The 14156-nt window shown below is 61.8% G+C and carries 14 protein-coding genes; 2 read left to right on the top strand and 12 right to left on the bottom strand.

The window, feature by feature from the left end:
• Window positions 1–22: 22 nt before the first annotated feature.
• Window positions 23–2236 carry a catalase/peroxidase HPI gene (katG, locus tag TRIHO_RS01595; RefSeq protein WP_068239719.1) on the bottom strand — a complete coding sequence of 738 codons (2214 nt, stop codon included), beginning with the start codon at window positions 2234–2236 and terminating at the stop codon, window positions 23–25.
• Between the two features lie 176 nt (window positions 2237–2412).
• Between katG and TRIHO_RS01590 the strand changes: the two genes are divergently transcribed.
• Window positions 2413–3354: a hydrogen peroxide-inducible genes activator gene (locus tag TRIHO_RS01590; protein ID WP_068239716.1), complete on the top strand. Its 942-nt coding sequence runs from the start codon at window positions 2413–2415 to the stop codon at window positions 3352–3354.
• On the opposite strand, the gene TRIHO_RS01585 is transcribed toward TRIHO_RS01590, so the two are convergent.
• From TRIHO_RS01585 to TRIHO_RS01560, 6 genes are all read right to left on the bottom strand, one after another.
• On the bottom strand, window positions 3351–4409 hold the full coding sequence (locus TRIHO_RS01585) for an aldolase/citrate lyase family protein (RefSeq protein WP_068239714.1): 1059 nt from the start codon (window positions 4407–4409) through the stop codon (window positions 3351–3353). The genes TRIHO_RS01590 and TRIHO_RS01585 overlap by 4 nt on opposite strands.
• A gap of 13 nt (window positions 4410–4422) precedes the next feature.
• Window positions 4423–5223, bottom strand: a complete 801-nt coding sequence (hpaH, locus tag TRIHO_RS01580) for a 2-oxo-hept-4-ene-1,7-dioate hydratase (RefSeq protein WP_068239711.1) — start codon at window positions 5221–5223, stop codon at window positions 4423–4425.
• The gene (locus tag TRIHO_RS01575) at window positions 5220–6074 is read right to left on the bottom strand and encodes a fumarylacetoacetate hydrolase family protein (RefSeq protein WP_068239708.1); all 855 of its coding nucleotides are present in this window, start codon (window positions 6072–6074) and stop codon (window positions 5220–5222) included. The genes hpaH and TRIHO_RS01575 overlap by 4 nt, the downstream gene beginning before the upstream one ends.
• A 20-nt stretch (window positions 6075–6094) precedes the next feature.
• Entirely contained in the window at window positions 6095–7078 is a 984-nt protein-coding gene (gene hpaD / locus TRIHO_RS01570; RefSeq protein WP_068239705.1) for a 3,4-dihydroxyphenylacetate 2,3-dioxygenase, read from the bottom strand.
• 88 nt (window positions 7079–7166) lie between these two features.
• Window positions 7167–8678: a 5-carboxymethyl-2-hydroxymuconate semialdehyde dehydrogenase gene (hpaE, locus tag TRIHO_RS01565; protein ID WP_068239702.1), complete on the bottom strand. Its 1512-nt coding sequence runs from the start codon at window positions 8676–8678 to the stop codon at window positions 7167–7169.
• Window positions 8675–9064 (bottom strand): 5-carboxymethyl-2-hydroxymuconate Delta-isomerase, encoded by a 390-nt coding sequence (locus tag TRIHO_RS01560; RefSeq protein WP_068239699.1) that lies wholly within the window; start codon window positions 9062–9064, stop codon window positions 8675–8677. Before TRIHO_RS01560 ends, hpaE begins: the two co-directional genes overlap by 4 nt.
• A 104-nt stretch (window positions 9065–9168) precedes the next feature.
• Between TRIHO_RS01560 and hpaR the strand changes: the two genes are divergently transcribed.
• Window positions 9169–9606: a homoprotocatechuate degradation operon regulator HpaR gene (gene hpaR / locus TRIHO_RS01555; RefSeq protein WP_068239696.1), complete on the top strand. Its 438-nt coding sequence runs from the start codon at window positions 9169–9171 to the stop codon at window positions 9604–9606.
• A gap of 48 nt (window positions 9607–9654) precedes the next feature.
• On the opposite strand, the gene TRIHO_RS01550 is transcribed toward hpaR, so the two are convergent.
• From TRIHO_RS01550 to TRIHO_RS01530, 5 genes are all read right to left on the bottom strand, one after another.
• Window positions 9655–10470, bottom strand: a complete 816-nt coding sequence (locus tag TRIHO_RS01550; protein ID WP_068239693.1) for a phosphodiesterase — start codon at window positions 10468–10470, stop codon at window positions 9655–9657.
• A complete protein-coding gene (locus tag TRIHO_RS01545; protein WP_068239947.1) occupies window positions 10470–11501 on the bottom strand; it encodes an ABC transporter ATP-binding protein in 1032 nt (343 codons plus the stop codon). Before TRIHO_RS01545 ends, TRIHO_RS01550 begins: the two co-directional genes overlap by 1 nt.
• On the bottom strand, window positions 11498–12286 hold the full coding sequence (locus tag TRIHO_RS01540) for an ABC transporter permease (protein ID WP_068239691.1): 789 nt from the start codon (window positions 12284–12286) through the stop codon (window positions 11498–11500). Before TRIHO_RS01540 ends, TRIHO_RS01545 begins: the two co-directional genes overlap by 4 nt.
• Window positions 12287–12290: 4 nt before the next feature.
• A complete protein-coding gene (locus TRIHO_RS01535) occupies window positions 12291–13094 on the bottom strand; it encodes an ABC transporter permease (protein ID WP_068239946.1) in 804 nt (267 codons plus the stop codon).
• Window positions 13095–13156: 62 nt separating this feature from the next.
• Entirely contained in the window at window positions 13157–14152 is a 996-nt protein-coding gene (locus TRIHO_RS01530; protein WP_068239688.1) for an ABC transporter substrate-binding protein, read from the bottom strand.
• Window positions 14153–14156 lie beyond the last annotated feature (4 nt).

Genomic DNA, 14156 nt, shown 5'->3' with positions numbered 1-14156 from the left:
CGTCATGATCCGATATCGCGGATCAGTTCAGATCGAAACGATCCAGTTCCATCACCTTGACCCAGGCGGCGACAAAGTCTTTGACGAATTTGCCCGCATTGTCGTCCTGGGCATAAACCTCGGACAACGCCCGCAACTGCGAGTTGGAGCCAAAGATCAGGTCGGCACGGGTGCCGGTCCATTTCGCCGCACCGGTTGCGCGATCACGACCTTCAAACACCTCGCCAACGCCGTCGGTCGCCGTCCATTCGGTGCCCAGATCGACCACATTGACGAAGAAGTCGTTCGTCAACTGACCCTTACGGTCGGTCAAAACCCCGTGGTCACTCTCGCCATAGGTTGCGCCCAGCGCCCGCAGGCCACCAACCAGAACGGTCATTTCCGGTGCCGACAGGGTCAGCAGTTGCGCCTTGTCGACCAGAAGCTCCTCGGTGGAGACCGTAAACCGCGATTGCGCATAGTTGCGGAAGCCGTCGACCTTGGGTTCCATGACATCAAAGCTTTCGATGTCGGTCTGCTCCTGGCTTGCGTCTGTGCGACCCGGCGTGAAGGGAACCGCAACGTCAAAGCCGGCGTCCTTGGCCGCCTTTTCAACGGCTGCCGTGCCAGCCAGCACGATCAGATCGGCAATCGAGACCTGTTTGTCGCCGCTCGCCGTGCCGTTGAACGCAGACTGGATACCTTCCAGAACCTGCAGCACCTTGGCCAGTTTCGCGGGTTCGTTAGCCTCCCAGGACTTCATCGGCTCCAGACGGATGCGTGCGCCATTGGCACCACCGCGTTTGTCCGACCCGCGGAAACTGGAGGCAGACGCCCAGGCGACATAGACCAGCTCCTGAATCGACAGGCCAGAGGCCAGAATATCGGCTTTGAGCTTTGCGATATCCGCATCGTCGATCAACGTGTGATCCACGGCGGGAACCGGATCCTGCCAGATCAGATCCTCGGCGGGAACGTCCTTGCCAAGGTAACGCGCCTTGGGGCCCATATCCCGGTGGGTCAGCTTGAACCAGGCGCGCTTGAAGGCGTCGGCAAACTCTTCCGGGTTCTCGTGGAACCGTTTGGAAATCGGGCCATAGATCGGATCCATGCGCATCGCCATATCGGCGGTGGTCATCATGATCGGGACCTTCTTGCCGGATCCGTCAACCTCTGGGGCGTGGTCCTCGTCCTTCAGGTCCTTGGCATGCCAGATCCAGGCGCCCGCCGGAGATTTGGTCAGCTCCCAGTCATAGCCGAACAGCACATCGAAATACCCCATATCCCATTGGATCGGGTTCGGTGTCCAAGCGCCCTCGATGCCTGAGGTGATGGTGTCGACGCCCTTGCCGGATTTATGCGACGACAACCACCCCTGGCCCATTGCCTCGATCGGGGCCCCTTCTGGTTCGGGGCCGATGGCCTCGACCGGACCATTGCCGTGGGCCTTGCCAAAGGTGTGACCCCCTGCCGTCAGCGCAACGGTTTCCTCGTCGTTCATCGCCATACGGGCGAAGGTCTCGCGGATATCCCGCCCGGAGGCAATCGGATCCGGGTTGCCATCAGGGCCTTCCGGGTTCACGTAGATCAGACCCATCTGAACGGCCGCCAGCGGATCTTCCAGTTCGCGGTCGCCGGAATAGCGCGCCAGCTCGTGGTCGGAGGTGGCGAGCCATTCGTCTTCGGCGCCCCAGTAGATATCTTCCTCGGGTTCCCAGACATCGGCCCGACCCCCGGCAAAACCGAACGGCTTCAGCCCCATGGATTCGATGGCGCAGTTGCCTGCCAGGATCATCAGGTCAGCCCAGGACAGGGCATTGCCGTATTTCTTCTTGATCGGCCAAAGCAACATCCGTGCCTTGTCCAGATTGCCATTGTCCGGCCAGGAGTTCAGCGGCGCGAACCGCTGCGTGCCGGTGCTGGCACCACCGCGACCATCGGCCGTCCGGTAGGTCCCGGCAGAGTGCCAGGCCATGCGGATCATCAAGCCGCCATAGTGGCCATAGTCCGCCGGCCACCAGTCCTGACTATCGGTCATCAGGGCAAAAAGATCGTTTTTCACCGCGTCCAGGTCGAGCGCCTTGAAGGCTTCAGCATAGTCGAAGTCTTCGCCCAGCGGGTTCTGGCGCGCCTGATGTTGATGCAGAATCGCCAGATTCAGCTGGTTCGGCCACCAGTCGCGATTTGAGCGACGACCGTGATTTGTGTTGGCTCCGGAAAAGGGGCAGCCTGTGGCGCCGCTGTTTTGTCCGTCCATGTCTTCCTCCAGAATAGGTCCGTGGTGGGGACTGAGTTTCAGTGTGGGTCTACCGACGAGAACGCCTGCTTGGTAGCACGAATCTGCCGCCGTGGAATCGACCCTCGGGGACTTCTTACCAACAATTCAGAATTATTCTAAGTTGCGTTTTATGATAGTTCCGATAGGTTTTTCCTATGATGAACATCACCTTCAAACAGCTTCGTTACTTCGAAGCTCTGACCCGGCATGGCCACTTCGGGCGCGCCGCGGATGACTGCTCGATTTCCCAGCCTGCCTTGTCTGTTCAGATCAAGGAGCTGGAGGAAACGCTCGGGGTGGTGCTTTTTGAACGCAGCGCGCGCCAGGTACGGCTGACAGGGTTCGGACAGGAATTTGCCGAGCGGGTGCGCGACATCCTGCGCGCGGTCGACGAGCTGGGCGATCTGGCCCGGCTGGCAAAGGATCGCATGGTGGGCCGCTTGCGGATCGGTGTCATCCCGACAGTGGCGCCCTATCTGTTGCCGACGCTGATCCATCAGCTAAACGCCGTTCATAGTGGCCTGGATGTCCACATTCGCGAAACCTTGACGCAGAAATTGATCGCGGAGCTGCTCGAAGGGCGGCTCGATACGGCGATTGTCGCGCTGCCGGTGTCTGAACCCGGCCTGGTCGAAACCGCGCTGTTCGAGGAAAAATTTGTCCTGGTCCGCAGCGCAACCGATGCCAGCGCCCCGGTGCCCTCTCCCGAAGGCATGCGCGAAATGAAACTGCTGCTGCTCGAAGAAGGCCATTGCTTTCGCGATCAGGCCGTATCGTTTTGCAACTTTCGCTCACCGCTGCCGCGCGACGGGCTGGATGGCAGTTCGCTGTCGACCCTGGTGCAGATGGTGGGTGCGGGCATCGGAGTGACGCTGATTCCCGAAATGGCGGTCCCGGTCGAGACACGGTCGGCACCTGTATCGCTGGCGCGGTTCCAGGGCGACGAGCCGAGCCGCACAATCGGGATGATCTGGCGCAAGACCAGTCCGCTGGCGCCACGGCTCCTGGAAATTGCAGACGTCGTGCGCCAGGCTGCAGACCAGCTTCGTCAGCAGAATACGCATCTGCTGCCCGCCCGCCCGGTTTCGGCCGCTTAGCTGTCCCAGCGAATGCAGAGCTCTTCGCGAAACGCGAAACGCTCCAGGTGACGTACGACCACCGCTTTCCATCGCTCCAGATCGCCACGCGGACCCGTGCTTGCTGAAATCAGCAGCTTGTCAGGGTCTGCGATCATATCCACACGTTCGCCGCTTTCAAACACCACGGACCCCGAGTCCGGGGTGAACTCTGCTTTGGCCTTGTGGGCCCAGTGTTTGCACAGCTGTTGCAGGTATTTGCCCGCATGGGCCGTCTCGGCAGAGCCCTTGGCGTTCTGGTCAGGCAACAAGGCCAGCGCTTGCCGCGCACTGGCCCGCATATTGCGCGCAAACACGGTCACATCAATGTCGGTCGCGATAAAGGTCGCGCCGAGATCGCGACATTTGCGCTGCAACGCCACATCAAGCGTGAGAATACCCGCCGCCTTGCCGCTGGCGACAATCCGTTTGATCGCGTCCAGCACCGCCGCCTGCACCTCCGGTGCGTTGGTCTGACCGATGAACCCCATGTCGGCTGCCAGATCAGAGGGCCCGATGAAAACGCCGTCGATCCCCTCGACCGCCAGAATATCATCCAGCGCATCCATGCCCAGCTTGTTTTCCACCTGCGCCAACAGACAGATCTGGTCCCGCGCGGTGGTCAGATAGTCCCCAATGCCGGAGAAATCCGACGCCCGCGCCAGCGCCGCGCCAACCCCGCGAATGCCATGCGGTGGATAGGTCACCGCCGCCACCAGCGCCCGGGCCTGCGCCCCGCTTTCGACCATCGGAACCAGCAGGGTCTGCGCGCCCGCATCCAGCAACTGCTTGAGGATCCAGGCTTCGCCAATCGGGGGACGCACCACTGCATGCGCCGAACGGGCCGCGATCACCTGCAGCTGCGCCACGATGGAGCGCAAATCGTTCGGCGCGTGTTCGGCATCGACGACAACCCAGTCAAACCCGGCGCCCGCGCTGATTTCGGCGATATATGGATCGGCAAGGCCCAACCAGCAGCCGACCTGAAGCGCCCCATCGGAAAGGGCCTGTTTGAACGGGTTTTTCGGAGCTGGCATATCTTCTACCTACCTAGTCAAAAGAGACGGAGACCGCGCCGAACTCGGCAAAGTCTGCATGAATGCGCGTGCCCGAAGGACATTCCACCGGGCGGATAAAACTGCCCGACAGAATGATCTGACCGGGTTCAATGCTCTGACCGTACTGCGCCATGCGCCGGGCCAGCCAGACCACGCTTTCGACCGGATCATTCAGAACCCCGGCGCCAAGGCCGGTTTCCTCGACCGCGTCGTTGCGACAGGTTATGGCACCAACCCAGCGCAGATCAAAGGCATCCACCGCATGTTTCTGCTGGCCCAGAACGATCCCCGCATTGGCGGCATTGTCGCTGATCGTGTCAAAGATCTTGCGCGTCTGGCCAGTCTTTTCGTCCGCGCGGACGATCCGGGTATCCAGGATTTCAAGCGCAGGACAGACATAGTCCGTCGCCGCCAGGACATCCGCACGGCTGACATCGGCGCCACCAATTGCGGATTTCATCACAAAAGCGATTTCCGCTTCGATCCGGGGCTGAATGAACCGCCCCGCAGGCACCCGCGCGCCGTCTTCGAACGCCATGTCGTCAAACAGGATGCCGCTGTCAGGAATGTCGATGTTCAACGCATATTGCATCGCCTTTGATGTCAGCCCGATTTTCCAGCCGATGACACGGCGTCCCTCGGCCTGCTTGGCACGAAAGATGGCGGTCTGGATGGCATAGGCGTCATCCATGGTCATGCCCGGATGGCGCAACGTCAGCAAACCGATCTGCAGGCCGGTCTTTTCCGCCTGCAACAGGTCCGCAGCAGCGCGCGCGTGGTCTTCGGGGCTCATACCGCTTCGTCCTCCACCGTGTTGCGCAGGATGCCGATCCCATCCACTTCGACCTCGACCACATCGCCCGGTTTGAGATATTGCGGCGGATCGAGCCGCGCCCCGGATCCCGTCGGTGTGCCGGTGACAATGATGTCGCCCGGCTCCAGCGTCATGAAGGTGGAGATATATTCGATCTCGCGCCGGATCGGATGCATCATCCGGGACAGCACATCGTCCTGGCGGACCGCGCCATTCACACGAGTCACAATGCGCGCCTCATCGAGCTGCGCCGCCTCGGTAAAGGGCACCAGCCACGGCCCCATGGCGCCCGACTTGTCCCAGTTCTTGCCTTGGGTGACGTTGAACTTGGCATGGCGGACCCAGTCGCGAATGGTGCCTTCATTGCACAGCGTCAACGCCGCAATATGGTCATAGGCGTCGCTCTGTTTGATCCGGCGTCCCCCCTTGCCGATGACAATGGCCACCTCGCCTTCGTAATCGAGCGTTTGGTTCTCCGGTGGCCGGATCAGCGGGCGGTCATGCCCGGTGAACCCGCTGGCAAACCGGGGAAACAGCGACATGTATTTGGGCTGGGCGCTGCCGTCCTTGTATTCCGCATTGCGGTCGGGGAAATTCACCCCGACGCACAGGATCCGCCGCGCGTTGGGCAGAACCATCTCGTAGGTGACATCGCTGTGGGTCACGGGCCTTCCCTCTGCAGCCTCGGCCAGCTTGCCCAACCCATCCGCCTGCACCGCATCAAACAGCGTTGACCATTCGGGGAACCTGTCGTTCAGGGCAATCAGGCCCGCATCGGTGACGGCGCCGTAATAGGTGGCCCCCTCAGAGCTGTAGGTTGCGAATTTCATTCGGTCACTCCTGGGCACACTCATGGGGCGATGATGGGGCTGGCTTTGATGGTCGCGTCCTGTGTCGCGACCCCGGCAAAGGCGCTGCCGTGTTTGAACCAGCTCTCTGGCGCCGCCGCTCCCCAGAGCGTCTGGCGCTGCGGGTCCTTCAGGTCCCACTTGATCGGCTCCAGATCGGGATCAACCGTCTGATAGTCCGAACAGTAGATCTCTATCCGGTGACCATCCGGGTCCAGCACATACAGAAAGAACGCATTGGAAATCCCGTGCCGGCCCGGTCCACGCTCGATATTGCCGACATAGCCGGTCGTCGCCATCAGATCCAGAAGGTCGATGATGTTCAGCGGCGTCGGCACCCAGAAGGCAACGTGATGCATGCGGGGGCCGGTGCCATTGGTAAAGGCCATGTCATGCACGCCCCCCTTGCGATGCATCCAGGCCGCCCAGAGCTTTTTGCTGTCCTCATCTTCCGTGTATTCCGTCACCCGGAACCCAAAGTCGGAATAAAAGGCCACCGAGGCATCAACATCGTTGCTGAAGCAGTTGAAATGGTCGATCCGCAGCGGTTTCACCCCACGATAAAGCGCGTATTTCTGGTGGATCGGTGCCAGCCGGTCCATCTTGTGATAAAACTCCAGCGGAATTCCCATGTTGTCCGAGGTCAGCAACGTCCGGCCCTGATAGGCGCGGTCGACCCATTCGGTCGGTCGGCCCTTGGCCTTGAAATAGGCCTCTGCCTTCTCAAGGTCCTCCTCGTCAAACGTCTTGAAGCCCAGGACCTCCACCGTGCCCGGCTGGTCCGATTGCTGCAAGATCATGCAGTGATGGCCCCGCTCTTCCATCGCGCGCAGATAGACATGGCTGTCACTCTCATCCGTGACCTGAAGTCCCAGGATCTCGGTGTAAAAGGTCCGCGACGCGGCAAGATCCTGCACGTTCAGACAAACATGGCTCAGGCGGATCGTATTGAAATCGGGGTACAGATTTGGGGCGGGAACGGGCATTGGAGCCTCCTCAGATCCAAAGGTTCAGGTCGTATGGCAGAGGTGCACCCGGCACCGTTCAGGCCGGGTGCGGTCCGCCGTGTCCCATTCAGCTTGCGCCAAGCCTGGGGATTTTGTGCTGGCCGGTGGCAAAACCGATGTGTTTTTGTTCCATGTAGAACTCGAACGACCAATCGCCGCCATCCCGGCCGATGCCGCTGGCCTTGACGCCGCCAAAGGGGGTCGGCAGGTGGCGAACGTTCTCTGAGTTGACCCAGATCATCCCTGCCTCCAGCCGGTCAGTGAACCGCAGCGCACGGGTCAGATCGTTTGTCCAGACGTAGCCGGTCAGCCCGTAGGGAATGTCGTTGGCAATCTGCAGCGCTTCGTCTTCGGTCGCGAACGGGATCGAGGTCAACACCGGACCAAAGATTTCCTCCTGCGCGATCCGCATATGGTTGCGGGCCTCGGTGAACAGCGTGGGCCGGACAAAATAGCCCTCATCGCCGACCGTGACACCCCCAGCCGCAATCGTCGCGCCCTCTTCCTTGGCGATGTCGAAATAGCCGGTGACCTTGTCAAAATGCTCTTTGGTGACCAGCGGGCCGATCTCGGTCGCGGGATCCAGCGGATGGCCGACCTTGATGTTGTTGACCCGCTCTATCAACCTGGCTTCGAATTCGGCGCGCACGGTGTCCTGAATCAACAGCCGCGACGACGAGGTGCAACGCTCCCCGTTGATCGAATAGATCATGAAGATCGCCGCATCGAGCGCCCGGTCCAGATCGGCATCGTCAAAGACGATCACCGGGTTCTTGCCGCCCAGCTCCAGATGGTTGCGTTTTAATGTGTCCGCGCCCTGTTTGGTAATCAGGCTGCCGGTGCGGGATTCCCCGACAAAGGCGATCGCCCTGATCCTGGGATGTTCACAGAGCGCCTTGCCCGCCTCCTCGCCAAACCCGTTGACGGTATTCAGCACGCCGGGCGGCAGGCCTGCCTCCTCTGCGATCTCAACCAGCAGACGCGCGGTCAGCGGCGAGGCCTCCGCCGGTTTGTGCACAACCGTGCATCCCGCAGCCAGCGCCGGGGCAATTTTCCAGGTGGACAGCATGAACGGCGTGTTCCACGGGGTAATGACACCAACCGGGCCAATCGGAACGCGGGTGGTGATATTCATCAAAGTTGGTGACTTCAGGTGCTGGCCATCGCGCGCTTGCACCACCTGGTCGGCAAAATAGCGAAAGTTTTCCGCCCCGCGCAGGGCCGCTTTGGACATAAACCGATAGGCCTGACCGGTGTCCCAACACTCGCAAAGCGCGATTTCCTCAGCCCGCGCCTCGATCCCTTCGGCGATCCGGATCAGGATCTTTTTGCGCTCCAGCGCGGGCATGTCCCGCCATGCTGCAAAGGCGTCATGGGCCGCCATCGCGGCCGCGTCAATGTCTGCCGCCACGCCCCGGGCAACGTCGCAGATCACGCTTTTGTCCACCGGCGATGCGGACTGGAACACGCCCTGCGTTCCGGGCACGTCGCGGCCCGCAATCCGGTTCTGGATGCCCGTCGCGCGAAACCGCGCCAGATAGCCTTCCAGTTTTTCCAGGTTCTCTTTCAATACCGTCATACCGGGCCCTCCAGGTGATCTCTTACAGTGCCGAATTTCGGGGACAGATCCGCATCAATATCGCGCATCTCCGCCGAGAGCGCGATGGACCGCGTTGCCATCACCGGCGCCATGAACAGCTTGAGCACGGCGAAAATCCGGTTCACCGCATCCTTTTTGACATCCAGTGGCCGCCCAGCCCGCAGCCGGATCGACAGGTCAATGAACCCATGTTTCGGATCGCCATCCGCCATTGCAACATGATCCACCCGGATCGCCCGAACCCGGATGCCGGCCGTCGGAAAGGTTTCGATCTGCGCGGCTTCGGCCCGGATCGCTTCACAAAGTGCACCGATATTGACGGCGCCCTCAAGATTGCTGGAGTATTCGAGCTGAAAGTGGGGCATGTTGTCCTTAACATATCAATGATTGCTAAGTTAAATAAATCCATGTGGAAAAGTCAAGTGCATTTGGGCATAGGGAGGCGAGATTTGGCAAGGTCCGAGACGCTATGAAAAATGAGCTACCCTCAACATCCCGCTCGTTGCCGATTGCATTGATCCGGGCCCGCGAAGGTGTGATGGCCCCTATTCGCGACATGCTGAGCGCAACCGGCCTGACCGAGCAGCAATGGCGCGTCCTGCGGGTCCTGGCGGAATTCGGGCCGCTCGACTCGTCGACCCTGGCCGACCGCGCCAGCCTGTTGTTCCCAAGCCTGACACGCATTGTCTCTGCAATGGCCAAGCGAAACCTGATCACCCAGACCCGCGACAGTACGGACCGCCGCAGGCAAATCATTGAAATTGCCGAAGCGGGCCAGACCCTCATCGACGAATACGCCGATGAAGCAGCGCAAATCGCGGGCAGCTTCAGGGCGCGCCTTGGCGACGAGAACTACGAACAGCTTCTTGATCTGCTGGCGATGCTGGACCCGGCCCAGCGCGATTAGTCCCGTGTCATTCGACGGTGACGACTGCCTTTCCTTGCGACGACGACGTCAATCTTCAAATGGCCATGGCCCCGGGAATATGCCGGTGGGGATAACATCCGAAACCAGTCCCGCTCCGGGCTGCTCAACCCATCGATGGAGCGTGACGGCGCCAGGCTCTAACACGAGGTGGGGATCCAGCCCGGCCCGATGATCGGTCAGAACCGCATGGCAGGTCGCCGGGGAGATCTGGCAGGTCACCCGCCCGAGCTGCCCCGCGACCGCCCGGTGAACATGACCAGAGACCATGCGAACCGGTCCGGGATGCGCCTCAAGCCGCGCGATGACCCCGGCACCGTTGCGCAGATTGTCGGCATCCATCGCTGGAATGCCTGTGTGAATGTAAGGGTGGTGGGTGGCCACGATGGCGGGTTGATCGCCAATGGCCGAAAGCGTGGTGTCGAGAAACGCCATACCTGCGTCGCAAAGCATCCCGTGATGAGCACCTTCCAGAAGCGTATCGAGCCCGATCACCGAGAAGGGGCCGAAATCCCGGACCCAGTGCAGCGGGCCCGCATCGGGCAACCAGGACGCACCTGCCAGGGCCTTGCGCATCGGGTCACGCTGATCATGGTTGCCGGGAATGGCAAGCCACGGCAGGGCCAGCTCGTCCATGATCGACAGGAAATGCGCGTATTCTTCGGGCGTGCCATGATCGGTCAGGTCACCGGTGACGATCGCGCAATCGATCCCGCCCCAATGCGGCAGCTTGGCATTGATTGTCTCGACCGCGCGGCGCAGGGCTTCAGCGGTATCGGATCGGCTGTAGGCCAGCGCGCCGGGGGACACGATGTGCGCGTCAGTGATCTGGATGAAACCGGGCATCAGGCGGCCACCTCCCTCGGCAGGACCAAAAGCGCCTCGGGCGGTATAGAGAGACGGACCTCATCCCCCGGCCGTGGGGCGCTGAGACCGGAATGCAGGGCGAAAAGCGGCCCCGTCATCACCCCTGCAAGCGAAATGCGATAATGTGTGCCAAGGAAGGTCACGGTCTCGACCCGGGCTGTGAGAGGTCCCTGCGGATCGATGCGCACATCCTCGGCACGGACCAGCACCTGTTGGCCGCCCGCCACCTTCGGCAGACGCAGGATGCCGCCCAAAAGCTGAAGATGCGCACCTTCGACCTGCCCCTCCAGCGGCATGGCGTCGCCGACAAAGCGGGCCACGAAGCTGGTGGCAGGGTTGCGATAGAGCGCTTCGGGCGTGCCAATCTGCGCCACCGCGCCCTGGCTCATCACGGCCACACGATCCGCGATGGCCATGGCCTCGTCCTGATCGTGGGTGACAAAAATGGCGGTGATCCCGAACTGTCGCAAAAGCAGGGCCAACTCGTCGCGCAGCTGTCCCCGCAGCGCGGCGTCTAGGGCCGAGAGCGGCTCGTCCAGCAGCAGGACGCGGGGTCGCGGCGCCATCGCTCGGGCCAGCGCGACACGCTGCCTCTGGCCGCCCGAAAGCGCGGTGATGGCGCGGTCCGCGTAGTGCCCAAGGCGACAGAGGTCGATGACCTCGGCCACCCGCGCAGCGATCTCTGCCTTTGGCAGCTTCTGCATTTTTAGCCCATAGCCGATATTGCCGCGCACCGACATGTTGGGAAACAGCGCGTAAGACTGGAACACCATGCCGATTTTGCGGCGCTCGACAGACTGCTGGGTGACGTCCTCGCCGTCAAAGATGATGGACGCACCGGGGTCCGGCGTCTCGAGCCCGGCGATGATGCGCAGCAGGGTGGACTTCCCGCAACCGGAGGGGCCGAGCAGAGACAGGATCTCACCCTTGGCGATTTCCAGGTCGGTGGGCCGCAGTGCCGTGGTGCCGCCGGGAAAGGTCTTGGCGATATTGCGGAGTGTCAGAGTCATTTCATGATCCTTTGCGCGCGGGCGCTGGCCCATTGCATCGCCATCAAAAGCGGCACGATCATCACGAAGAAGACCAGCGTATAGGCCGAGGCCACTTCGAGCCGCATGGAGGCATAGCTGTCGGCGAGGCCAACGGGCAGTGTCTTGAGGTGGGGGGTGTGTAGCATCCAGGTCAGGTTAAACTCGCCGATGGACAGCGTGACCACGGTCAGTGCACCGGCCAGGATGCCAGGCATGGCATTCGGCACCACCACGTCGATGAAACGTCGCGCTGGCCCCGCGCCCAGCGAGGCGGCCCCCTCTTCCAGTGTCTTCAGGTCGATGGCGGCCAGCACCGACACGACAGAGCGGACCATGAAGGGCAGCGTATAGAGGATGTGGCCAACCAGGATAAACGTCCAGCTGGTGCGGAACCCATGAAACGAGCCGAAGAGTTGCAACAGCGCCAGAGCCAACGCGAGGCCGGGAATGGCCAGCGGCAACGAGATGAACTCTTCCAGCATGCGCGTGGCCCGGCCCGGATTACGCGCCAGCACATAGGCTGCGGGCACCCCGATGATCAGCGTTCCGGCCAGGCAGGCCAGTGCCAGTTTGATCGAAAGGAAGATGCTGTCAGCATAGAGCTCCCAGACCTGACCGATCCATTTCAGGGTCAGGCCCGAGGACAGACCGCGGAAGTAGTTGACGGTCAGACCGGCCAGAATCGACTGGATGATCGGGATCAGCAGGAAGGCGCAGGCGAGCAGCGTGACAAGCAGCGGAATATGGCGGGAGAGATGTCTCATCGGTTCAGCCCCCTGCCGCCACGGCGCTGCCCGAGAAGCTGCGCGCAATCAGCAGCATCGCCCAGGTCACCACCCCCAGCACCACCGACAGCGCCGAGGCCATGGCGATATTCGCCGACAGGGTGAATTCCGTGTAGATGACCATCGGCAACACGTCGATGTCGGTCGCCAGGGTAAAGGCCGTCCCAAAGGCCCCCATGGCAGTGGCAAAAGCAATGGCACCGGCCGCGATCAGCGCCGGCGCAAGCGCGGGCAGCAGCACATCCGTCACGATCCGCCACGGCGAGGCGCCGAGCGTGCGCGCGGCTTCCTCAAGCGCGGGGTCGATCTTTTCCGCGGCGGCCATGACCGTCAGCAGCACCCGCGGTATCGAGAAATAGAGATACCCCAGGAACAGCCCGAAGATCGAATAGGCAAAGACCCAATGCCCGGGCAACAGCTGGTTCACCAGACCCTGTCGGCCACCGAGCAGGATGATCATGAAGCCCACCACAACGCCGGGAAAGGCCAGCGGCAGGGTCAGGATCGACAACAGCGCGTTGCGCCCGGCGAAACGATTGCGCACCAGAAACAGCCCGGCGGTGGTCGAAATCGCCAGCGCAGCGACGGTGACGGCGAGCGAGACCGCAACCGTCTGCACCAGCGTGGACAGGTAGCGCGGCGTTTGCAGGATCTGAAGGTAGATCCCCCAGCCTGCCTCGCTTTCGCGCGATGCAAGGATCAGCCGCCCGAGCGGGATCGCCAGAAACGCCAGAGTGAAGATCGCCAGTGGCAACAGGCAGAGGAATATGAAGTGTCGCTGTGTCATCTTGGGTCCGATGCGCAAGAAACCGGGCAGGGAGATCTCCCTGCCCGGCTCACCGATGCCGGTTACTTGACGTCGTTGAGGTAGCGCTCACCGAATGCAGCCTGTGCGCGCTCCATCTCGGCGTAGTCGACCGCCACGGCCCGCTCGTAGTCGGAAGCAGGCAGGAACTTCTCGGCCACCTCTGCCGGCAGATCGACCGGGCGGGCCGGTTGCAGGTAGGCGTTGGTCCAGATCGCTTGACCCTCGTCCGACAGGATGAAGTCCAGCACGCGCTTGCCAGCCGCCTCGTTCGGTGCGCCGGCCACGAGGCTCATGACATAGGGCACACGCACCGAGCCTTCGCAGGGCAGCACGAATTCAAAATTGCCGTCTTCCTCGTATTTGCCACGATAGGCGTTGAAGTCGTAGTCGAACAGGATCGGGATCTCGCCAGAGACGACGCGCGCATAAGACGTCTGTTTCGGCACGATCGGATCGTTCTCGCCCAGGGTGTTGAAATATTCGATGGCCGGATCGAAATTGCCCAAATCCCCGCCGTTGGCCAGGTTCACCGCCACGGCGCCCGCATAGCCCACGAAGGCAGAGGACGGATCGAGATATCCCACCATGCCGCGGTACTCCGGCTTGGCCAGGTCTGCCCAGCATTGCGGCACCGGTGCCCCGGCCAGCGCATCGACGTTCACGAACAGGCCCAGGGTGCCGTAATGGATGGCGAACCACTTGCCCTCAGGGTCCTTCAGGCCTTCGGGGATGTCGTCGAAACCTTCGGGTTTATAGGGTTGGACGACGCCTTCGGTGCCTGCTTTGATGCCGGTGGTCACACCGTAATAGGCCACGTCGGCCACTGGCGACGCGCGTTCTGCCAGAAGCTGGCTGAGGGTCTGACCCGAGTTCTTGTTGTCGTGCGGCATCTGGATGTCGAGCGTCTCGTCGATAGCTTCGAGCATCGAGGCCCAATCCGCCCATTGCGGCGGGCAGTTGTAGCAGATGGCATCCTCGGCCAGAGCGGGACCGGCGATCGCGGTTGCGAAGAACGCCGAAAGAACGGTATGTTTCATTGGT

Origin of the sequence: Tritonibacter horizontis (genome assembly GCF_001518015.1) — a bacterium.
GTDB classification, from domain to species: Bacteria; Pseudomonadota; Alphaproteobacteria; order Rhodobacterales; family Rhodobacteraceae; genus Epibacterium; species Epibacterium horizontis.
The sequence above is the reverse complement of the archived record's forward strand: the minus strand, read 5'-3'. Positions and strand labels throughout refer to the sequence as shown.